Here is a 19,409-nt window from a genome sequence, read left to right as displayed (position 1 = left end):
TAAGAAGTCCAGTCTTTGAATGGAAGCAGCTCGATCCAGTTGCAAGGTTGAAATTCGCCTCTTTGGGATGGAGTTGATTAAATCTTCTCCAGATCGAGCCTGTATATCAAAGAGTGGAGGCTCATTGTGGCCTAAGATCGCAAAGAGGGATGATTAAGTTATTAATGTTTGCTTGGAGGGTTGAGTTCTCAATCATCTGCCGCTACGTAATTGGTGCCGAGTGCTCGTCCTAGCTGATGGGCCACAGTGAATTTAATCAATGCGGTGACTTGCTGGATTAAAAGAGCAGACTTGGGAGTTGAGCGTTGTAGTAAGAGCTTAATGCAGCGTGCTGTTGTGCGAGAATATTTTTTGCAGAGTAGTCGGATCGACTTGCAGAGGGACCCCAGATATCTGTTGATAGACCTGTTCGAATTGCAGTCTCTTTTGCAAAGAATACAATGGCTTGGCTTGTTTTTAACATTGTTTGTGATTTGCCTCCGATAAAACTTGGAACATTATTGGCATTGAAGTTGGTGTTGAAATCTCTGCAGGCTTGAAGTGCTTCGAGGGGGGAGTAATTTAAGTCTTTTCTGACATCAATCAGCCATGTCTCTTTTCCGTTCACGGGTGTTTTGGCAAGGAGCGCGTGTTGGGTTGTTAGGAATGGTGATAGTGATTTTAATGCGTTGTAATAGGCGCACCATGTCACTTGGTGGGAGCCTGAGTAAGGGCAGGTGTATTGAGATTGTCTGAATTGAAGCTGAAGGTTGGTGGGGCTGCTGTTTGTGACTTCAATCCATGATTTTGCACCGGAAATCCAGCAGCCGTGATTCCCGAGAATCGATTTGGCGGCAAAAAAGGCTGCGTAATAGAGACTAACAACCGACCAATAGCTTGAGCCGGCCCTTAATGTTTCTAAGGCTCTTGCGTAGCAATTTATTGCCATTAATAGATGCTGTTCGCTCTCTCTTAGTAAGCAATATCGCAGTTCATTGAACTGCTGGGTCCCGGTCTTAAAGATATTCGATGTTTGTGTATTTAAGAAGTCCTGGACCCCAAGATTGGCAACGGCCGGCTCTTGAGTGAAGCCGGATACGAATGCGTTTGCGGTTGGGATGGGTAATGGTTTCATAGCGGATGCCTCATGCCAGAACTTGTTCAACCAGCATGTCGTAAATCGCCTTTATGCCTGCGCTGCCTTGGCTGGCTTTAATGGCTTCCGCATTCAGTGTGGAAAGATCAATTTTGCTTAGGTATTGGAAAAAGTCAGCAGCATTCATTTGTGCGACATCTTTTCCAAGATCGGTGGCTATATCGCCGAAAAGGCGAAGTACTGCACGAAATACGCGCGCCCCGTAAAGAGGTGATTCAGCACTGTCCCAGCCTTGTGTGTCACACTCCCTCATAGCTGCCACGAAGTCGAGAATAAGCTTAAGCTGAACTTCGTAGCCCAGCCCGTGCAATGGCGCTTTTGCCGTTGAGATCAAGGCCTTGATTGCAGGGGCAACAGAGCCTTGCTTAAGACTGATGCCGGGTTGTTCGCCAGTTAAGTCGATGCGTTGATACAGGGCGCTTTCTTTGCTGCTGGCTAAATCGAATACCAAATCCGAGGTTCTTACCCCAATCGGGTCTTCGTCAGGGCGAGTAAGTCTAAAGAGATCCCACCTAAGGGAGGAAGGTACTCGTTTCTGGTTGTCGTTAATTTCGAGAAATAATTCGGCCATTTCCTTTTCAGTGAGTCCGAAATGAATCACGCAGATAAAGGGTGCATCGAACTCGGAGAACTTCTGGGAGTAAAGTCGGTGTTGTCCGTCGATGATTAGAAAACGTGAGTTGTCGGGTAGGGATACCGAACCATCGTGAACTCTTGAGGATTTGATGTCGGTTGCTAAGACAATCGCATTCGGAAAAGTCCGTTGCTGGTCGAGCACTGCTACAGCAATGGTCTGTGCTCGCTCCGGATCGACTACGCGCTGGAAACCAGCAACAGGTTGATCTTTTCTCCACGTGGGAGTGCAGTGCGTGAGTAACCAGCTTCCTGGGATTACTGCAGAAAGTATTTCTGGACTACTTTGAACCGGTAGGCAAGGAAATTTTGTGCTCATGGTAGGTGTGCGCTGATCAAAGATGACTGCAGATTAAAAGCTCGGAATACTTTCCGCGTTTGGCATGTTGGCCTCCGATTGGGCTAAACCTTTCGCAGTCGAGGATGTGAAAGTGCTCGGAGTAAAGCTCTCTAATGGAGTCGTGATCTGCGTTTGTGACAAATATTCGTGAGCCTCGCTCTTTTGCTCTCACGAGGCAGTCTCTGAGTCTAATTTGATCGCGCCAAAGAAACAGATCTTCGTTGTACTTTATGAAGCCATTGTTGTTGTGTCGAACTGTATAGGGTGGATCACAAAAGATAACATCTCCAAAACCTGCAGACTCAATTGAATGTTCGAAGTCGTTCGCGGATATTTGGGCGCAGCCAAGAATTTGTGAGAGCTTCTCAAAGTCGTCATCTGCAGATATCACGGTATTTTTTGTGCCAATTGGAACATTGAAGGCTCCGCTCAGGTTTACTCGATACAAACCGTTCCAGCATGTTCGGTTGAGGTAAATGAATCTCGCTGCGCGCTTTGCCATTCCGGTCGGCTTGTCGGCTCGAATCTGATAGTAGTATTCCTTGGAATGGAGAAGTTGGTGAGTTATTAAGTGCCTTTCGACCGCGCGATATTGTGCTTGTATTGCTCGGTACGTGTTTATTAGCTCAGTGTTGACATCGGAGAGTTGGGCTTGAGCGGGCTTGAGTGCAAAAAATACTGCTCCTCCCCCAAGAAAGGGTTCAATGTATCTTCCATTTATGGGGCCGATCAGCTGACATAGTTCTTCTGTGAGCCAACGTTTTCCGCCTGCCCATTTTAGAAACGGCAGGGCGGCTTCATCTGGTTCGGCTATTGAAGGCACTGAATGCAACATGTATTTGAATACTCAATCGAATAAGCACCGTGTTCGGCAATGATGCCAATATGTAGCTGAGAAGTTCGGCTACTTCACAGTTCGTCTCGCGGTCAGATGCTCAAGCTATGCCGAAAGACGCCTCCGACTGTAGCAACAGAATGAGGTTGACGAAGTTACTTGGTGAGTGTCGTTTGTCCCACGTCGTCAGATCGCGCTCGTTGGTTCTGTCCCCTTTCCTACAACCGACAAAACCACCAAACCGTTGATCTGAAACGGTTTTTTCCGTGGCACGGATTTCGCTGAAGGCTCCCGGCGCGGCCATGGTCGGTCGCAGGAAGGGTCTTCATGTCGACAAGCACCGCTGCGGGTTCCATGCCCGCCAAGACGTACCTGTCCATCGGCTCCATCAAGCCGCTGGGCGCCAAGCTCGATGACATTCCCGACGCCGGTGGCGGCTGCGGCACCACCGGTGGCGAGGGCAAGGCCAGTTGTGGCTCGTCGGGCGGTCCCGACGACATGCCCTCGGAGATCTGGGACAAGGTCAAGAACCATCCCTGCTATTCCGAAGAGGCGCATCACCACTACGCCCGCATGCACGTGGCCGTGGCGCCGGCGTGCAACATCCAGTGCAACTACTGCAACCGCAAGTACGACTGCTCCAATGAAAGCCGCCCCGGCGTCGTGAGCCAGAAGCTCACGCCCGAGCAGGCGGTCAAGAAGGTGGTCGCGGTCGCGAGCGAGATCCCGCAGATGACGGTGCTCGGCGTGGCCGGCCCCGGCGATTCGCTGGCCAACCCCAAGAAGACCTTCGACACGTTCCGCATGCTCCAGGAGCAGGCGCCCGACATCAAGCTCTGCATCTCGACCAACGGCCTGGCGCTGCCCGACCACGTGGACGAGATCTGCAAGTACAACGTGGACCACGTGACCATCACCATCAACATGGTGGACCCGGCCGTGGGCGAGAAGATCTACCCCTGGATCTTCTGGGACCACAAGCGCGTGACCGGCTACGAGGCCGCGAAGATCCTGCACGAGCGCCAGATGCTCGGCCTGGAGATGCTGACGGCGCGTGGTGTGCTCACCAAGATCAACTCGGTGCTGATCCCCGGCATCAACGACGAGCACCTGATCGAGGTGAACCGCGAGGTGAAGAAGCGCGGGGCCTTCCTGCACAACATCATGCCGCTCATCAGCGAAGCGGAGCACGGCACGGTGTTCGGCCTGACCGGCCAGCGCGGCCCGTCGGCGCAGGAGCTCAAAGCCGTGCAGGACGCCTGCATGGGCGGCGCGAACCTGATGCGCCATTGCCGTCAGTGCCGCGCCGACGCGGTGGGCCTGCTGGGCGAAGACCGCTCGGAAGAGTTCACGCTCGACAAGATCGAAGAGATGGAGGTCGTGTACGACCTCGACAAGCGCCGCACGTATCAGGACAAGGTCGAGGCCGAGCGCCAGGCACAGCACGCCGCCAAGCAGGACGCGCTGGCCGCCAGCGCCGCGATCGAGGTCGACCAGGACATGAAGGTGCTGGTCGCGGTCGCCACCAAGGGTGGCGGTCGCGTCAACGAGCACTTCGGCCACGTCACCGAGTTCCAGATCTTTGAAGTCAGCGCCGCCGAGGCCCTGTTCGTCGGCCACCGCCGCGTCGACCTGTATTGCCAGGGCGGCCACGGCGACGACGAGCAGCTGCCCAGCGTGGTCAAGGCGATCAACGACTGCCACGCCGTGCTGGTCGCCAAGATCGGCGCCTGCCCACGCGACGAGCTGAGCGCCGCCGGCATCGAGCCGGTTGACCAGTTCAGCGGCGAGTTCATCGAGAAGGCCGCGCTCGACTGGTTCAACAGCTACCGCCAGCGCATCGCGGCCGGCGAGATCACCCACCAGGACCGCGGCGACGCACAGATTCGCCAGGGCGCCTTCACCGGCCTGGCTGCTGCGGCCTGAGCCTCGCTGTCACCGAACACGAACCCGAGTTTCCCCACGTCCCCTGATCCACTGAAGGAGAACCACCATGGCCTACAAGATCATCGCCTCCACCTGCACCGGCTGCTCCGCCTGTGAGCCCGAGTGCCCCAACGTTGCCATCCGCGAAAAGGGCGGCACTTACATCATCGACCCGGCCAAGTGCACCGAGTGCGAAGGCCACTTCGACGAGGCGCAGTGCGTCGCCGTCTGCCCGGTCGACGGCTGCATCGTCAAGGTTTGACCCACCCCCTGAAAGTGAACCCATGTCCACGTCCTTTTCCCTGACCCCGGCCGCCGAGAAGTTCATTGGCCGCATCGTGCGCTTCTCGGGCATTCCGTCGGCCGGCTTCCGGCTGCTGGTCTCGCCCGGCGGCTGCTCGGGCTACAGCTCGGAGTTCAGCGCCGAAGCGGCCCCGAAGGACGGCGAGCAGGAGTTCGTCGTCTCGGGCCTGAAGTTCTTCCTGCCGGCCGAGAGCCGCATGCTGCTGGACGGCGTGACGATCGACTTCACCGAGACCGCCACCTCGTCGGGCCTGAGCATCATCAACCCGAACCAGGCGGCCTGCGGCTGCAGCAGCGCCGAGAGCGCAGCGCCTCCCGGCGTGGCCAAGATCGAGATCGGCTCGATCGGCCGCGGTGGCCGTCCGGTCACGCTGGCTTCCTGACGCGCGCCGGGTCATCGGAGCCGACGTGAACGCCGCCACCGACCGGGACTTCGAAGCCGCTGCGGCGGCCTTCGCAGCCACGGTCATCGGCGGCCACCTCGACCCCGAGGTCGAGGCACTGATCGCGCAGGCAGGCACGCTGCGCGACCAGCCCGAGAAGGCGCTGCCGCTGCTGGAGCGCGCCCGTGCGCTGGCGCCCAAGCACCCGGTGCCGCTGATCGCGATCTACCGGTTTCACTTCTACGGCCACGCGCTGGAGAAGGCGAGGGCGGCGGGCGAAGACGCGCTGGCGATTGCGCGCGCCGCGCTCGGTCCGGATTTCGGCGATGCGGTGCCGACGGAAGAGACCACGCGCGGCGACGCGGCAGTGCGTTTCTACCTGTTCACGCTCAAGGGCCTGTCGTACCTCAACCTGCGCCTGGGCGATCTGGACGAGGCGCGGCTGATGCTCGGCGAGCTGCGCCGCCTCGACCCGAAAGACCACCTGGGCGGCGGCCTGCTGTCGCACGTGCTCGCGCGGCACGAAGCGGGCGGCCCGGCCGCGATGGTCGACGGTCCGGTGGACTATCCCGTGCGCGGCTGGGCGCCGCTGGAGAAACGGCCATGAACGCCGTGTCCAACGCGCTTCAGGCACCGCAGCGACTGGCCGTGCGTGCGCCCGAAGGCGACATCGCGCCGCAGCGCTGGGACGGCGGGCCGATCGACTGCGAGGGCTGCGCCTATGTGGACCTTCGGGCGCGCCCGAGTGACGACATCAGTGGTCGCGGCTGCGAACCCGGCCACGCCTGCATGCAGGACGCCTACGCGCGCCGCATCGACCGCTTCTTCCGCTGGCACCCGGAGCTGGCCGACCAGCAGATCGAACACCCGTATTTCGAGGTGCGCGCGATTGCCGCGCGCCACGCCAGCGTGTTCCGCCTGGGCGGCCTGATAACCGACCCGGACGAGACGGTGCGCATGCAGGTCGCGTTGCGGCTCTCGCCGGTGCAGCTGGAACGGCTGATCCACGACCCGCACCGCGAAGTGCGCCTGCGCGTGGCGCAGCGCATCACGCCCGACCGGCTGGCCGCGATGCGCACCGACGGCGACTACGGCGTGCGCGAGATCGTGGCGCAGCGCCTGCCCGCCGCGCTGCTGCCGACGCTGGCCCGCGACCCGGAGCGCATCGTGCGCCAGATCGTCGCGCGGCGCATGCAGATGCCGGCGCTGCTGCAGATGATCCACGACCCCGAACCCGAGGTGCGCCGCGTGGTGGCCGAAGGCCTGCCGGCGCCGCTGCTGGACCGTCTGGCCGACGACAGCGACTGGCGCGTGCGCTGGGAAGTGGCGCAGCGCGCCGAGCGGAGCGTGCTGGAGCAGTTGCAGGACGACCCGGATTCGGAGGTGCAGCAGATGGCGCGCTCGCGCCTTGCACCGGCCCCGCTCAAGGAGGTGACCCATGGCTGACATCGTGCGCGACGACGACGTGATCGAAGTCGCCGAGCCGCCCCGCTTCTCGTTCGGCGAACGGGTGATCGCCCGCTCGGTGATCCGCAACGACGGCACCTACAACGGCAAGGACATCGGCGAGGTGCTGGTGAACAAGGGAGACGTCGGGTACGTCGTGAGCATCAACACCTTCCTGCAGCAGTTCTACATCTACGCGGTCGACTTCATCGACACCGGCCACCGCGTCGGCATGCGCGCCAAGGAGCTGTGCACGCTCGACAACCTGCCCGACGAGGTGCTGGAGCAGCTGGGCGTGAAAGCCGCGGCGCTGGCCGATCTCGGTTCCGGAAAACCCACCCAAGGAGCGACGCCATGAACACCACCCCGATGGACGCTGCCGCGTTTGCCGAGCCGCGCACCCCCGTCTACGCCTGGGGCCAGCGCGTGGTCGCGCTGGACGACCTGGTCAACGACGGCAGCCACCCCGAGCGCGAGCCCGAGGCGCTGCTGGCGGCGCGCGGCGACGTGGGCGAGATCGTCAACATCGGCCACGCGACCGAGGTCAACGAGCCGGTCTACCTGGTCGACTTCGGCGGCTGCGTCGTGGGTTGTCTGGAGATCGAGTTGGCACCGGTTCCTGTCGGCTGGATTCCCGAAACCGAAGAGGCCGCGGGATGAATGCCGCCGCCCGCACCGTGAGCAGCGATCCGTCGCCGCCACAGGTGGTGGGTTTCATGCTGCCTTTCATCGAGCGGGCGCTGCGCGACCGGGTGCGCTACCGCTATGTGCAGCCGCGCGTGCTGCACGAGGGCGAGAGCTTTCGCATCGAGGCGCCGTGCTGCTCGCGCAACGTCGACCCCGACGGCGGCGTGATCGACATCGCGCTGCTCACGCCCGCGGCCGACGGCAGCTGGTCGCTGAAGGTGCGCGAACATGGGGCCGGCGCCTGGCAGCTGTACGCCGAAGGCCTGTCGCTGGGTGAGGCGCTGGACACGGTCTGCGTCGACGCCGAACGGAAGTTCTGGCCATGATCTATTTCGACCACCACGCGACCACGCCGCCCTCGGGCGCGGTGATCGACGCCGTGACGGCGGTGATGCGCGGCGCCTGGGCCAATGCCTCGTCGCAGCACGCGCCGGGCCAGGCCGCCAAGCGGGTGCTGTCCGATGCGCGCGCCACGGTGGCGCGGGTGCTGGGCTGCAAGCCGGCCGAGGTGGTTTTCACCAGCGGCGCCACCGAAGCCAACCACCTCGCGGTGCGCGGCCTGCTGGCGGCAGCGCCGGCCGAGCGGCGGCGCGTGGTGTTCAGCGCGGTTGAACACTCGGGGCACCTGAAGCTGGCGCGCGAGCTGGGGGATGCGGGTGTGCCGGTGGACTTCATGCCGGTGCGCGCCGATGGCACGCTCGACCTGACGGTTGCCGCGCAGCTGATCGGCCCCGATGTGGCGCTGGTCTCGCTGATGGCCGCGAACAACGAAACCGGCGCCCTGATGCCGGTGACCGAGGTCGCGGCGCTCGCCGCGGGGGCCGGTGCGCGGCTGCATGTGGATGCGACGCAGTGGATCGGCAAGCGCCCGTTCCGCTTCACCGACTTCGGCGCCGACGCGGTGAGCTTCTCCGCCCACAAGTTCCAGGGACCCAAGGGCGTGGGTGCGCTGCTGCTGCGCCAGGGCGTGGCGATCCGGCCGACGGTGCCGGGCTCGCAGGAACGCAACCGCCGCGGCGGCACCGAGAACCTGCCCGCGATCGCGGGCCTGGCTGCCGCATTGGCGGCCCTGGGCAGTGAGGTGGAGCTGGACGCCGAAGCCGTGCGCCAGTCGGCGCTGCGCGAACGGCTCGAAGGCGCGCTGATGGCCGAGCTGCCCGAGGTGCGCATCTGGTGCGCCGGTGTGCCGCGCCTGCCGGGCGTGAGCTTCCTGCGCGTGGGCCGCTGGGAGGCCGACGTGCTGCTGCAGCGGCTGGAACGCCTGGGCTTCGCGGCTTCTTCGGGCGCGGCCTGCTCGTCGTCGGGCACGGCGCCTTCGCACGTGCTGACCGCGATGGGCGTGCCCGACGACGAGGCGCTGTGCGCCATCCGCCTCTCGCTGGGCCGCTCCACCACCGACGCCGAGGTCGACGCGCTGATCGCCGCGCTGCCGACCCTGAGAACGTTGCTGCCGACGGCCGACGCCGTGGCCGCCTGATGCCTCTGTTTCCCGAACACACCAACCGGAGCCGACGATGAAAGTGATGATCCGCAAAGACAGCAAGGGCGTGCTCAGCGCCTATGTCCCCAAGAAGGATCTGGAGGAACCCATCGTCTCGATGGTCAACCCCGACATGTGGGGCGGCCTGGTGACCCTGGCCAACGGCTGGCAGCTGGACCTGCCGGCGATGGCGGCCGACACGCCGCTGCCGATCACGGTCGAGGCCCGCAAGCTGGCGTCCGCCGAAGAAGACTGATTCATCCAAGGAGTAGCACCATGGGACTGTCCGGAGAACAACTGCAGGCCGCCACCGAGGTGGTCGGCTACGCGCCGACGATCCGCGACGCGGTGGCGCTTTGGCGCTCGCGCTATCCGCAGGTGCGCGCGATGGTGGTCGACGAGATGGACATGCGCGACGAGACCCCGGCGCTGCGCCTGGGCCACCGCAACGTCTACCTCGCCGCGACCGACGGCCACTGCTGGCACGTGACGCAGAGCGCCGACGAAGCATCCGCCCTCATCCTCACGCAACACTGAGCGGGACCGCCATGGACATCGAGACCATCGCGCTGTGCGAGAACGCCATCAGCGACCGCGGACTGGCGCTGGTCGAGGCGGTGCTCGAATCGGGCCGCTGGGGCGACGGGCCGATGCTCGAATCCTTCGAGCAGGGCTTCGCGCGCTGGGTCGGCAGGAAGCACGCGGTGGCGGTGGGCAGCGGCACGCTGGGCACCTGGATCGCGCTGCGGGCCATGGGCATCGGCCCGGGCGATGAGGTGATCTGCGCCTCGCACACCTGGCACCAGGTCGCACAGGCGATCACGCTGGCCGGCGCGACGCCGGTGTTCGCCGACATCAACTACTGGACCGGCTGCCTGAGCCCCGAGAAAGCAGCGCTGAAGATCACGCCCGCCACCAGGGCCATCCTCGCCGGCAACACCAACGGCCACCCGGCCGCCTGGAAGCCGCTGCGCGAACTGGCCGACGCGCACGGCCTGAAGCTGATCGAAGACAGCACCGAGTCGCTGGGCTCGCGCTACCTGGGCCAGACGGTCGGCACCTTCGGCGACGTGTCGGTGTTCGACTTCTCGATGCCGTCAGCGCTGTGCACCGGCGAGGGCGGCATGCTGCTGACCGACGACGAGGCGCTGGCGATCGAGCTGCGCTACCTGCGCCAGCGCCGGTTGTCCGACCGCGCCTCAGTGTCCATCGGTTCGCGCGTGCCGCTGCAGGCGGGCATGAGCGAGCTGACGGCGGCGCTGGGTCTGGCGCAACTCTCCGATCTTGACGAGCGCTTGCTGCAGCGCAAGCAGGTCGAGGCCTGGTACCACGCCGAGATGCAGAGCTTCGAGGGCGTGAAGCCGCCGTACCTGGCGGAAGATGTGGAAGAGGTGCACTGGATGCTCTACGTCGTGCACCTGGGCAAGCGCTTCGGCGCCAGCGCCCGCACCCAGATGATCGACGACATGAAGAGCTGCGGCGTCGAGACCGCGGCCTACAGCCACCCGCTGCACCAGCAGTTCTTCTACATGAACGCCGGTGCCACCGTGGGCCGCCAGCGCGGCGTGCTGCCCGACACCGACCGCATCGGCGACCGCGCGCTCGCGCTGCCGCTGCACGCCAACCTGGACGCCGACCAGGTCAAGCACATCGTCAAGACGCTCAAGGACACCGCGACCAACGTCGGTGCCGGCGCCGCCATCTACCTCTGAAAGAACCACCATGTCCGACCTGATTGCCGACATCGCCCGCCAGCTCGAAGCCGGCAGCGTCATCCCTTACCTGGGCTCCGGCATGCTGTCGCTGTGCGAAGACACGGCCGTGCCCGCGACGCCGGGCGCGCTGGCGGCGGTGATGACCGCCAAGGTCAGCGTGCCGCACAAGATCCGCCAGAAGCTGACGCAGGCGGCACAGTTCATCGAGAACTTCAAGCACCGCAAGTCCGTGGTGATGATCATGGACGAGGCCTTCACGGCGGTGCCCACGCCGTCGCCGCTGCACCGCGCGCTGGCCGCCAGCGGTGCGACGCTGTGGGTCGATACCTGGTACGACGACACCATGCTCGCCGCCATGAAGGCGGCGCGTCCGCAGGGCGGCTGGCACCAGCTGCAGGGTCTGTCGCAATCCGAACACTTCGGACAATGGACCGCCGACTACGACGCCGAAGGCCACATCGCCGACACACCGGCCACCGCCGCTTCGCCGCTGCTCTACCGCCCGATCGGCGGCCGCAGCCCGGCCAGCAACTACCTGGTGTCGGACAGCGACTACGTCGAGGTGCTGACCGAGATCGACATCCAGACCCCGATTCCGGCGGTGGTGCAGGAGCGGCGCAAGGGCAAGGGCTTCCTGTTCCTGGGCTGCCGCTTCGACGACCAGCTCACCCGCAGCTTCGCGCGCCAGATCATGAAGCGCTCCAGCGACGCGCACTGGGCCGTGCTGCCCGACGAGCCGACGCGCATGGAAGCGCGTTTCCTCGAAGAGCAGGGCATCACCCGCATTCCCATGACGCTGGCCGAGTTCGGCCAGTCGCTGACCGACGCGCTGCAGGCCGAGCTGGCGTCCTGATCCCGTTCTCTCTCCCCCGTCCCACGAACCCCACCAAGACCATGACCACACTCACCGTTCTCCCCTCTGGCAAAACCTACGACGTGGCTGCTGGCACCACCATCATGAAGGCCCTGCTCGCCGCTGGCGAAGCCATCGCCCACAAGTGCGACGGCGAAGCCAAGTGCGGTTCCTGCCACATCTTCGTGCAGGAAGGCCGCAAGACCATCTCGCGCATCCAGAAGCTCGAGAACGAAAAGCTCGACACCCTGGTGGGCATCGGATCGAAGTCGCGCCTGGCCTGCCAGGCCGTCCTCGGCGAAGAACCGGTCACGGTCGAGCTCTTGTCCTTCGTCTGAAGTCGACCATGGCCGAGGTGCACGTGCTGCGGCCTCCCACGGTGTGGGATGCGGTGATCGTCGGCGCAGGCCTGTGTGGCCTGGCGCTGGCGCACCGGCTGGTCGCGCGCGGTCAGCGTGTGCAACTGCTGGAGGCGCGCGGGCGCATCGGCGGTCGCGTACTGACGCAGACCTGCGAGGCCACCGGCCAGCCGCTGGACCTGGGGCCTTCGTGGTACTGGCCGGAGACCGAGCCGCACATGGTGGCGCTGCTGGCGTCGCTCGGTCTGGAGAGCTTCGCGCAACACGATCCGGGCGACGCGCTCTGGCTGACCGACCCGAACCGTTCGCCCGAGCGGCGCATCGAGGCCGGCGGTGTGCACGCGGGCGCGCGGCGCATCGCGGGAGGCAGCGCGACGCTGACCGAGGCCCTGTTCAAGGCCCTGCCCGAAGGCAGCGTGATCACGGGCTCGGCACTGATCGGCCTGCGCGATCACGGTGAATCCGTCGAACTGCTTCGCACGGGCGGCCCGTCGCTGCGCGCGCGCCGCGTGGTGCTGGCCTTGCCGCCGCGGCTGGTGCAGGAGCGCGTGGCGTTCGACCCGCCGCTGCACGAGGCGGTGGACCAGGCGCTGAAAGACACACCGACCTGGATGGCGGCGCAGGCCAAGGCCGTGGTGTCGTTTGCCACGCCGTTCTGGCGCGACGCCGGCCATTCGGGCAACGCCTTCGTGCGGCATCCGCAGGCGGTGCTGGGCGAGGTGTACGACCAGAGCCCCTCGAATGGTGCGGCCGGCGGCGCGCTCGGCGGCTTCGTCGCGCTGGATGCATCGCAGCGGGAACACTTCCGGGTCGGGCTGCCGCTGTTGATCGAAAGCCAGCTGGCGCAGCTCTACGGCATCGAGGCGCAATCGGGTCAGCTGGCGCTGCAGGACTGGGCGCTGGAGCGCTGGACCTGCAGCGAAGCCGACCGCGCCGAACCCCCCGCCTGGCCGCAGGCCGACCCGCTGCTGCGGCGTGGGCACTGGGGCGGGCGCCTGTGGTTCGGCAGCACAGAGACCTCGACCCACGGCGCGGGCCACATGGAGGGCGCGCTGGCCTCGGCCGACCGCATCGCGCATGCATTGCTCGCGCCGGCGTCCGCCGCCACGCAGACCAGCGACCAGGCGACCGCCATCGCCGACTTCGCGGCCGGCGTGCAGCGCCTGCGCGCGCTGGCGGGCGAACGTTACCGGCAGCAGCTGGTGCGGCTGCTCTCGGCGCAGCAGCACGAGCAGCTGACCCAGCGCGCCTTGCTGGCGGCGGTCGACCAGACCTACAGCGAGGCGCTGACACTGCTCGACGCCTTCGCGCCCTGGAGCGGCGCCGGTCACACCGAGCAGGGCCGCCACGCGCTGACGCCTGCGCTGCTCAAGGCCTTCGACGGCTGGAACAAGGCGCTGCTGGACGACGCGCTGGCGCACAACGGTACGTCGTGCGCGCTGTCCAACTTTCCGCAGGACCACCAGCCCGACGCCGAGCTGCTGCGCGCGATCACGCGCGACCTCGCCGCTGCATGGCGCGAGTTCGCGCTCGAACTCAACGCGCGGCTGGTTGCCACGCCGGTGGCACAGGAGGCGGCATGAACCGCATCGCGACCAGTGCGTTGCTGGGCCTGATCGAGCAGTCGGGTCTGGCGGTCGTCACGCTGGCCGAAGGGCTGGACGAGGCCGACCTGCGGCGCTCGCGCCTGACCCGCGCCGAGGTGCTGCGGCACCTGCGGCTGCTGGCGCGCAGCACGATCTCGGTCACGCCTTCCGCGCGCGAAGAGATGCCCGAGCTCGACTGGGACGGCTGGCGCAGGCTCTCGCTGCAGCTGCAGGCCGACACCGGCGAAGACGTGGAAGAAGCGCTGTGGTTCGCCGTGAGTTCGCTGGTGCCGGCCACGCTGCTGTGGCTGCGCGTCTACCGGCAGGGACAGCCGGCGCTGTTCCTCATGTCCCCCGACTGAGACCGGGTCCGGTCAGTGCGGGCTGGCCTGTGTCTTGCAAAGCACTCCCCGAAACCGTCTGAAAGCGCTCGTTGTGTCGCGAAGCACACAACGCTGCGACAGGGACGGATCGTTGTGTGGGGATCGATACAAAGCCTGTCCCGTTGTCTTCAGGAGGGTGTCATGTTTCAACCGTTGTACAGCCTGCTAGTCAACGCCTGCCCCGAGCGGCGCAAGGCGCCGGTGGCATGGATGGAAGAACTGCCGTCCGACCTGGTCGGCCTGGTGGTGCCGCCGGTGAGCTTTTCGATCCAGCGCGACGGCGAGATCGTGGCCGACCGCAGCCTCGGGCTCGACGCCAATGGGCAGGCCTGTTTCTGTGTCTTCCGCCACGTGCAGACCGCGCTGCGTTCGGACGACGACGAGACCTTCTACGTAGCCCCGGTCCATGTAGAGACCGTGACCGCCTGGCGCCTGCCCGACCACCGCTGGCTGACCAGCCACCAGGTGATCGGCGATGTCGAATACGCGGCGCCGGTGCCCCGGCTCTCGCTGTGCACAGGCATGCCGCGATGAAGACGGCGAATCCCTCTGCGAACCTGCCCCTGATGGGCAAGCTGCTGATCGACACCGCCATGGGCAGCTTCCTGGGCGACAAGCGCATCCGCCTGCTCGAAGCGATCGACCAGCACGGCTCCATCCTGCAGGCCGCCAAGGCCGTGCCCATGGCCTACAAGGCGGCGTGGGACGCGGTTGACGACATGAACAACGTCGCGCCCGAGCCACTGGTGCTGCGTGTCACCGGTGGCCGCAACGGCGGCGGCACCGAGCTGACCGACTTTGGCCGCCGCCTGATCGCCTTCTACCGCGCGCTGGAGCAGGAATCGCAGGCCGCGCTCGCGCGCCTGAGCAGCCGGCTCACGCAGGCCGGTGCCCCCGATGTCGCCGAGTTCCGGCAGGTCCTGAGGAAGCTCTCCATGAAAACCAGTGCCCGCAACCAGTTCGGCGGTCCGATCGGTGCGATCCGTTCCGGCCCGGTGGAGAGCGAAGTCACGCTGCGCCTGGGCCTGTCGCTGGAGCTCACCGCCATCGTCACCAACGAGTCGGTGCAGAACTTGGGTCTGGCCGAGGGTCGGGAGGTGATGGCCTTCGTCAAGGCCTCGTCCATCGTGCTGATGGTGGGCGAAGAAGGCACGCGGGTCTCTGCCCGCAACCAGTTCCGCGGCGTGGTGCAGACCATCCATCACGGACCAGTCAACACCGAGGTGACGCTGGACCTGCCGGGCGGCCACCACGTGCTGACCGCCGTCGTCACCGATCAGAGCGTGGAACGACTGGGCCTCGTGGTCGGACAGCCCGCGACCGCGATCTTCAAGGCCTCCAGCGTGTTCCTCGTCTCGACCGACTGACGTCCCTTCCATTGAAAGTCATCCATGAAAGTCGCCATCGCCACCCACAAGGACTGGAGCCAGGTCAGCGGCCACGCCGGACAGGCCCGCGAGTGGCTGCTGTTCGATTGCCGGCCCAACGCGCCGCTGCCCGAGCCCCAGCGCATCGCGCTGACGAAAGAGCAGCTGCCGCACCACTTCAAGGACGACGGCCCGCACCCACTGCACGGGGTGCAGGTCCTGATCGCCGGCAGCGCGGGCGACGGCTTCCTGCGCCACATGGCGGGATGGGGTGCGCAGGTGCTGCTGACCGGCGAGACCGACCCGCGCGCCGCGCTGCAGAAGGTGCTGGCCGGCGAGGCGCTGCCCGACACCCGCTTCGACGTCACCACCGCGCTGTGCAAGGTGCGCGACCTGTTTTCCCGCCATTGAGTCTTCCTTTATTCCCAGGAGTGTTGCCATGATTCCCAAGACCTTTGTTGCTTCGCTGCTCGCTGGCCTGATGCTGGTGGCCACGGCCGCGCGCGCCGACGAGATCCCGGTGGCGGTCGCCGCCAACTTCACCGCGCCCTTCAACAAGATCGCGGCCGAATTCGAGAAGGAGACCGGGCACAAGGTGATCGCTTCGTTCGGATCGACCGGCAAGTTCTATGCGCAGATCAGGAACGGTGCGCCGTTTGAAGTCCTGCTCGCGGCCGACGACGAGACGCCCGCCAAACTGGTGAAGGAGGGCGCTGGCGTGAGTGGCAGTCCGTTCAGCTACGCCATCGGCAAGCTGGTGCTGTGGTCGGCCAAGCCGGGCGTGGTGGACGACAAGGGCGCCGTGCTCAAGGGCGGCGCTTTCGAACGCATCGCTATTGCCGACCCCAAGCTCGCGCCCTACGGTGCTGCCGGGGTCGAGGTGATGAAGAAGCTGGGTGTGTACGACGCGCTCACGCCCAAGGTCGTGACCGGCGAAACGATTGCGCAGGTCTACCAGTTTGTGGCCAGCGGCAACGCGCAGCTGGGTTTCGTGGCGCTGTCGCAGGTGCTCAAGGACGGCAAGGTCGAGGGCTCGGCCTGGATCGTGCCGGCCGATCTCTACACCACTATCCGCCAGGACGTGGTGCTGCTGACGCCGGGCAAGGACAAGGCCGGCCCGGTTGCGCTGCTGAAGTACCTGCAGGGTGCGAAGGCGCAGGCGGTGATCAAGGCCTACGGCTACGCACCAGCGAAGTGAGGTCTCCATGCCCAGCCCTGCCGACCTTGCCGCCGTCTGGCTCACCGTCAAGCTGGCTGCGTTCACGACCGTGTTGCTGCTCCTGCTGGGCACACCCGTCGCGTGGTGGCTGGCGCGCACGCCTTCGCGCTTCAAGGGGCTGGTGGGCGCGGTGGTCACGCTGCCGCTGGTCTTGCCGCCAGCGGTGCTGGGCTTCTACCTGCTGGTGCTGATGGGGCCCAACGGCGCGGTCGGTCGGCTCACGCAGGCGCTAGGTCTGGGTCTGTTGCCCTTCACCTTTGCCGGGCTGGTGATGGCCTCGTGCCTGTACTCGACGCCCTTCGTGGTGCAGCCGCTGCAGCAGGCCTTTGCCGCCATCGGTCGTGCGCCGCTGGAGGCGGCGGCGACCTTGCGCGCGTCGCCGTGGGACGCCTTCTTCACCGTCGCGTTGCCGCTGGCGCGGCCGGGCTTCGTCACCGCGGCCGTACTCGGCTTTGCGCACACCGTGGGCGAGTTTGGCGTGGTGCTCATGATCGGCGGCAACATCCCGGGCAAGACGCAGGTGCTGTCGATGGCGATCTACAACCACGTGGAGGCGATGGAGTACGCCAACGCGCACTGGCTGGCCGGCGGCATGCTGGTGTTCTCGTTCGCCGTGCTGTTGCTGCTCAACAGCCGGGGCTGGAACCGTTCGCCATGAGCCTCGACCTCCGCTTCCGGCAGGACTTTTCCGGCTTCACGCTCGACGTCGACCTGCAACTGCCCGGCCGCGGCGTGACCGCGTTGTTCGGCCCTTCGGGTTGCGGCAAGTCCACGCTGCTGCGCTGCATCGCCGGGCTGAACGCCGCGCGGCAAGGGCGCTGCGTGGTCAACGGTGAGGTCTGGCAGGACGGCGCGAACACCTTGCCCACGCACCGCCGGCCGCTGGGCTACGTGTTCCAGGAGCCGCAGCTGTTCGCGCACCTGAGCGTGCGCGCCAACCTGCAATATGGCCGCGGGCGCACCGCGGGCACCGCGCAACAGGTCGACTGGGATCGCGCCATCGAACTGCTGGGCATCGGCCATCTGCTGGAGCGTCGCACCGCCGCGCTCTCGGGCGGCGAGCGCCAGCGCATCGCCATCGCCCGCGCGCTGCTGACCAGCCCGCGCCTGCTGCTGATGGACGAGCCGCTGGCCGCGCTGGACCTGGCGCGCAAGAACGAGTTCATGCCCTACCTGGAGCGGCTGACGCGCGAGCTGGACATCCCGGTGGTCTACGTGAGCCACGCGCCCGACGAAGTGGCCCGGCTGGCCGACCACATCGTGGCGATGGAGGCGGGGCGCGTCGTGGCCGCAGGCCCGCTGGCCGAGGTGCTCGCGCGCGTGGACCTGCCGATCCGCCTGGGCGAGGACGCGGGCGTGGTGCTGGAGGGTGTTGTGGTGGAGCGCGACCTGCAGTGGCATCTGTCGCGGGTGGCCTTCCCGGGCGGGTGCCTCTGGGTGCGCGACGGCGGGCAGGCGCAGGGCACCACCGTGCGCATCCGCATCCTGGCGCGCGACGTTAGCCTGGCCCTGTCACCCTCAGCGGATACCAGCCTGCTCAACAGCCTTCCGGTGGTGGTCGACCAGATCGCCGACGAGAGCCATCCGGCGCTGGCGCTGTGCCGCCTGAAAGTGGGCAGCGGTTCGTCGTCACTGCTGTCGCGACTGACACGTCGATCAGCGGCGGCGCTGAACTTGCGGCCGGGTCAGGCTGTGTGGGCGCAGATCAAGGCCGTCGCTTTGATCGGGTAGGGCAGAGCGGTTGTACCCCAGGCCACGGCGAATCGATGAATCAGAAGCTGTGGTCGATGCCGATCTCACCCACGGCACGCCACACGCTCACAAGGTCGCGGTGGTCTGCCAGGTGGACGTCCCGTGATCCGTACACGCGCTGAAGCCAGCGCTTTCCCTCAACCGCGCCGCGGCCGTGAATGCACCGATAGTTGTTGAACACAAGCATGTCTCCTGGCTCCAGAACAACGTCAACCGCCTCTGCCTCCGCGGCGCTGAGCCATTCGGTGAGTGCTTTCCCGGCTTCCGGAGTGTGGGTGTTCGTAAAAATCGCACACCGAGATTCTTCGTATCCGTCAATCGTCTTGAGGAATGGTGACCGTGGTGTTTCGAGCGCATAGCCGTTGATCTCGAACGAGTCGTCTTGACCATAGCTAAACAGGGGTTGGCGAAGTACTTCCAGGGTCTTCTGTGGGAGACGCGCATTGATGTCTGCCACCACAGCCACGCGGGTGGCTGTTCTTGCGTCATTGTTGATGGCCATCAGGGCGGCGGCTTCGGGGCGTGCTGCGCGAGGAAGAAACGGGCTCTCGACGTGCAGGTTGAAGTGGACGCGGCCCGCATTCGAGAGCGTGTTTTCCCAACCTGCAATGGGATGAACATCTTGCAATATCGCGCCCTTTTTTTCCTCTGGGTATCCGAAGTGATGCAAACCAAGCGCGCGGGTGAGACCCACCAGCACGGCGGAGGTTAGCGGCGCCGGACCCACTTTCCAGTCGGTGGCCAGAGTCTCGACCGGAAGATTGCGGATCACTGCGTACGGACTGGCCGAATAGAAGATCCGTTCCGAGAGAGCCTTGATCGGGATGGCAGACCGGTGCACGGCATCCACATAGCCGATGGATTTCCGGTCAAAGCCAGACGCCAGGAGCACCTCTAGCGCGCCGCGCAGTTGGTGCTTTTCTGCGTCGGTCAGCGTGACGACGAAAGCGTTGGTGCTGGTCCCCGCGACGCGCGGGGCTTCAATGGTGTGGTTGTTCATGTCGTTG

The 19,409-nt window shown here is 65.1% G+C and carries 26 protein-coding genes; 22 read left to right on the top strand and 4 right to left on the bottom strand.

Features of this window, described 5'->3' with window-relative positions:
* Window positions 1-277: 277 nt before the first annotated feature.
* The 3 genes from ACLIJ1_RS14750 to ACLIJ1_RS14740 are packed head-to-tail and all read right to left on the bottom strand — an operon-like array spanning window position 278 to window position 2,943.
* Window positions 278-1,114, bottom strand: coding sequence for a hypothetical protein (locus ACLIJ1_RS14750; protein WP_411366289.1), 837 nt, complete (start codon window positions 1,112-1,114; stop codon window positions 278-280).
* Between the two features lie 10 nt (window positions 1,115-1,124).
* A complete protein-coding gene (locus ACLIJ1_RS14745; protein WP_411366288.1) occupies window positions 1,125-2,087 on the bottom strand; it encodes a DGQHR domain-containing protein in 963 nt (320 codons plus the stop codon).
* 16 nt (window positions 2,088-2,103) lie between these two features.
* Complete coding sequence (locus tag ACLIJ1_RS14740; RefSeq protein WP_411366287.1) at window positions 2,104-2,943, bottom strand: DNA adenine methylase; 840 nt, start codon at window positions 2,941-2,943, stop codon at window positions 2,104-2,106.
* Between the two features lie 327 nt (window positions 2,944-3,270).
* On the opposite strand from ACLIJ1_RS14740, the gene nifB reads away from it, so the two are divergent.
* From nifB to modC, 22 genes are all read left to right on the top strand, one after another.
* Window positions 3,271-4,869, top strand: a complete 1,599-nt coding sequence (nifB, locus tag ACLIJ1_RS14735; protein WP_411366286.1) for a nitrogenase cofactor biosynthesis protein NifB — start codon at window positions 3,271-3,273, stop codon at window positions 4,867-4,869.
* Between the two features lie 67 nt (window positions 4,870-4,936).
* Window positions 4,937-5,131 (top strand): 4Fe-4S binding protein, encoded by a 195-nt coding sequence (locus tag ACLIJ1_RS14730; protein WP_066257726.1) that lies wholly within the window; start codon window positions 4,937-4,939, stop codon window positions 5,129-5,131.
* 22 nt (window positions 5,132-5,153) lie between these two features.
* The gene (locus ACLIJ1_RS14725; RefSeq protein WP_411366285.1) at window positions 5,154-5,555 is read left to right on the top strand and encodes a HesB/IscA family protein; all 402 of its coding nucleotides are present in this window, start codon (window positions 5,154-5,156) and stop codon (window positions 5,553-5,555) included.
* Between the two features lie 25 nt (window positions 5,556-5,580).
* A complete protein-coding gene (locus ACLIJ1_RS14720; protein WP_411366284.1) occupies window positions 5,581-6,162 on the top strand; it encodes a hypothetical protein in 582 nt (193 codons plus the stop codon).
* Window positions 6,159-7,001 carry a 4Fe4S-binding leucine-rich repeat protein gene (locus ACLIJ1_RS14715; RefSeq protein WP_411366283.1) on the top strand — a complete coding sequence of 281 codons (843 nt, stop codon included), beginning with the start codon at window positions 6,159-6,161 and terminating at the stop codon, window positions 6,999-7,001. Before ACLIJ1_RS14720 ends, ACLIJ1_RS14715 begins: the two co-directional genes overlap by 4 nt.
* A complete protein-coding gene (locus tag ACLIJ1_RS14710; protein WP_411366282.1) occupies window positions 6,994-7,359 on the top strand; it encodes a nitrogen fixation protein NifZ in 366 nt (121 codons plus the stop codon). Before ACLIJ1_RS14715 ends, ACLIJ1_RS14710 begins: the two co-directional genes overlap by 8 nt.
* Window positions 7,356-7,661 (top strand): nitrogen fixation protein NifZ, encoded by a 306-nt coding sequence (locus tag ACLIJ1_RS14705; protein ID WP_411366281.1) that lies wholly within the window; start codon window positions 7,356-7,358, stop codon window positions 7,659-7,661. Before ACLIJ1_RS14710 ends, ACLIJ1_RS14705 begins: the two co-directional genes overlap by 4 nt.
* Window positions 7,658-8,014 carry a hypothetical protein gene (locus tag ACLIJ1_RS14700; RefSeq protein WP_411366280.1) on the top strand — a complete coding sequence of 119 codons (357 nt, stop codon included), beginning with the start codon at window positions 7,658-7,660 and terminating at the stop codon, window positions 8,012-8,014. The genes ACLIJ1_RS14705 and ACLIJ1_RS14700 overlap by 4 nt, the downstream gene beginning before the upstream one ends.
* A complete protein-coding gene (locus ACLIJ1_RS14695; RefSeq protein ID WP_411366279.1) occupies window positions 8,011-9,165 on the top strand; it encodes a cysteine desulfurase family protein in 1,155 nt (384 codons plus the stop codon). Before ACLIJ1_RS14700 ends, ACLIJ1_RS14695 begins: the two co-directional genes overlap by 4 nt.
* Before the next feature lie 37 nt (window positions 9,166-9,202).
* Window positions 9,203-9,424: a putative nitrogen fixation protein NifT gene (nifT, locus tag ACLIJ1_RS14690; protein WP_411366278.1), complete on the top strand. Its 222-nt coding sequence runs from the start codon at window positions 9,203-9,205 to the stop codon at window positions 9,422-9,424.
* A 20-nt stretch (window positions 9,425-9,444) separates the two neighbouring features.
* A complete protein-coding gene (locus tag ACLIJ1_RS14685; RefSeq protein WP_411366277.1) occupies window positions 9,445-9,705 on the top strand; it encodes a hypothetical protein in 261 nt (86 codons plus the stop codon).
* 11 nt (window positions 9,706-9,716) lie between these two features.
* Complete coding sequence (locus tag ACLIJ1_RS14680) at window positions 9,717-10,880, top strand: DegT/DnrJ/EryC1/StrS family aminotransferase (RefSeq protein WP_411366276.1); 1,164 nt, start codon at window positions 9,717-9,719, stop codon at window positions 10,878-10,880.
* Window positions 10,881-10,890: 10 nt separating this feature from the next.
* Window positions 10,891-11,736: an SIR2 family NAD-dependent protein deacylase gene (locus ACLIJ1_RS14675; protein WP_411366275.1), complete on the top strand. Its 846-nt coding sequence runs from the start codon at window positions 10,891-10,893 to the stop codon at window positions 11,734-11,736.
* 41 nt (window positions 11,737-11,777) lie between these two features.
* Window positions 11,778-12,074, top strand: a complete 297-nt coding sequence (locus tag ACLIJ1_RS14670) for a 2Fe-2S iron-sulfur cluster-binding protein (protein ID WP_411366274.1) — start codon at window positions 11,778-11,780, stop codon at window positions 12,072-12,074.
* An 8-nt stretch (window positions 12,075-12,082) separates the two neighbouring features.
* Window positions 12,083-13,678 carry an FAD-dependent oxidoreductase gene (locus ACLIJ1_RS14665; protein ID WP_411366273.1) on the top strand — a complete coding sequence of 532 codons (1,596 nt, stop codon included), beginning with the start codon at window positions 12,083-12,085 and terminating at the stop codon, window positions 13,676-13,678.
* Window positions 13,675-14,043, top strand: a complete 369-nt coding sequence (locus ACLIJ1_RS14660) for a hypothetical protein (protein ID WP_411366272.1) — start codon at window positions 13,675-13,677, stop codon at window positions 14,041-14,043. Before ACLIJ1_RS14665 ends, ACLIJ1_RS14660 begins: the two co-directional genes overlap by 4 nt.
* A 162-nt stretch (window positions 14,044-14,205) precedes the next feature.
* Window positions 14,206-14,598 (top strand): hypothetical protein, encoded by a 393-nt coding sequence (locus tag ACLIJ1_RS14655; protein WP_411366271.1) that lies wholly within the window; start codon window positions 14,206-14,208, stop codon window positions 14,596-14,598.
* Window positions 14,595-15,431: a TOBE domain-containing protein gene (locus ACLIJ1_RS14650; RefSeq protein WP_411366270.1), complete on the top strand. Its 837-nt coding sequence runs from the start codon at window positions 14,595-14,597 to the stop codon at window positions 15,429-15,431. Before ACLIJ1_RS14655 ends, ACLIJ1_RS14650 begins: the two co-directional genes overlap by 4 nt.
* 24 nt (window positions 15,432-15,455) lie before the next feature.
* Complete coding sequence (locus tag ACLIJ1_RS14645; protein ID WP_411366269.1) at window positions 15,456-15,842, top strand: NifB/NifX family molybdenum-iron cluster-binding protein; 387 nt, start codon at window positions 15,456-15,458, stop codon at window positions 15,840-15,842.
* Window positions 15,843-15,870: 28 nt separating this feature from the next.
* Complete coding sequence (gene modA / locus ACLIJ1_RS14640; RefSeq protein ID WP_411366268.1) at window positions 15,871-16,629, top strand: molybdate ABC transporter substrate-binding protein; 759 nt, start codon at window positions 15,871-15,873, stop codon at window positions 16,627-16,629.
* 7 nt (window positions 16,630-16,636) lie between these two features.
* Complete coding sequence (modB, locus tag ACLIJ1_RS14635) at window positions 16,637-17,308, top strand: molybdate ABC transporter permease subunit (RefSeq protein WP_411366267.1); 672 nt, start codon at window positions 16,637-16,639, stop codon at window positions 17,306-17,308.
* Window positions 17,305-18,381: a molybdenum ABC transporter ATP-binding protein gene (gene modC, locus ACLIJ1_RS14630; protein WP_411366266.1), complete on the top strand. Its 1,077-nt coding sequence runs from the start codon at window positions 17,305-17,307 to the stop codon at window positions 18,379-18,381. The genes modB and modC overlap by 4 nt, the downstream gene beginning before the upstream one ends.
* 40 nt (window positions 18,382-18,421) lie before the next feature.
* Here the strand turns inward: modC and ACLIJ1_RS14625 are convergent, their stop codons facing one another.
* Window positions 18,422-19,402 (bottom strand): TauD/TfdA family dioxygenase, encoded by a 981-nt coding sequence (locus ACLIJ1_RS14625; RefSeq protein WP_411366265.1) that lies wholly within the window; start codon window positions 19,400-19,402, stop codon window positions 18,422-18,424.
* Window positions 19,403-19,409: the final 7 nt, after the last annotated feature.

Source organism: Hydrogenophaga sp. RWCD_12 (assembly GCF_046604225.1).
Lineage (GTDB): Bacteria > Pseudomonadota > Gammaproteobacteria > Burkholderiales > Burkholderiaceae_C > Hydrogenophaga.
The sequence above is the reverse complement of the archived record's forward strand: the minus strand, read 5'-3'. Positions and strand labels throughout refer to the sequence as shown.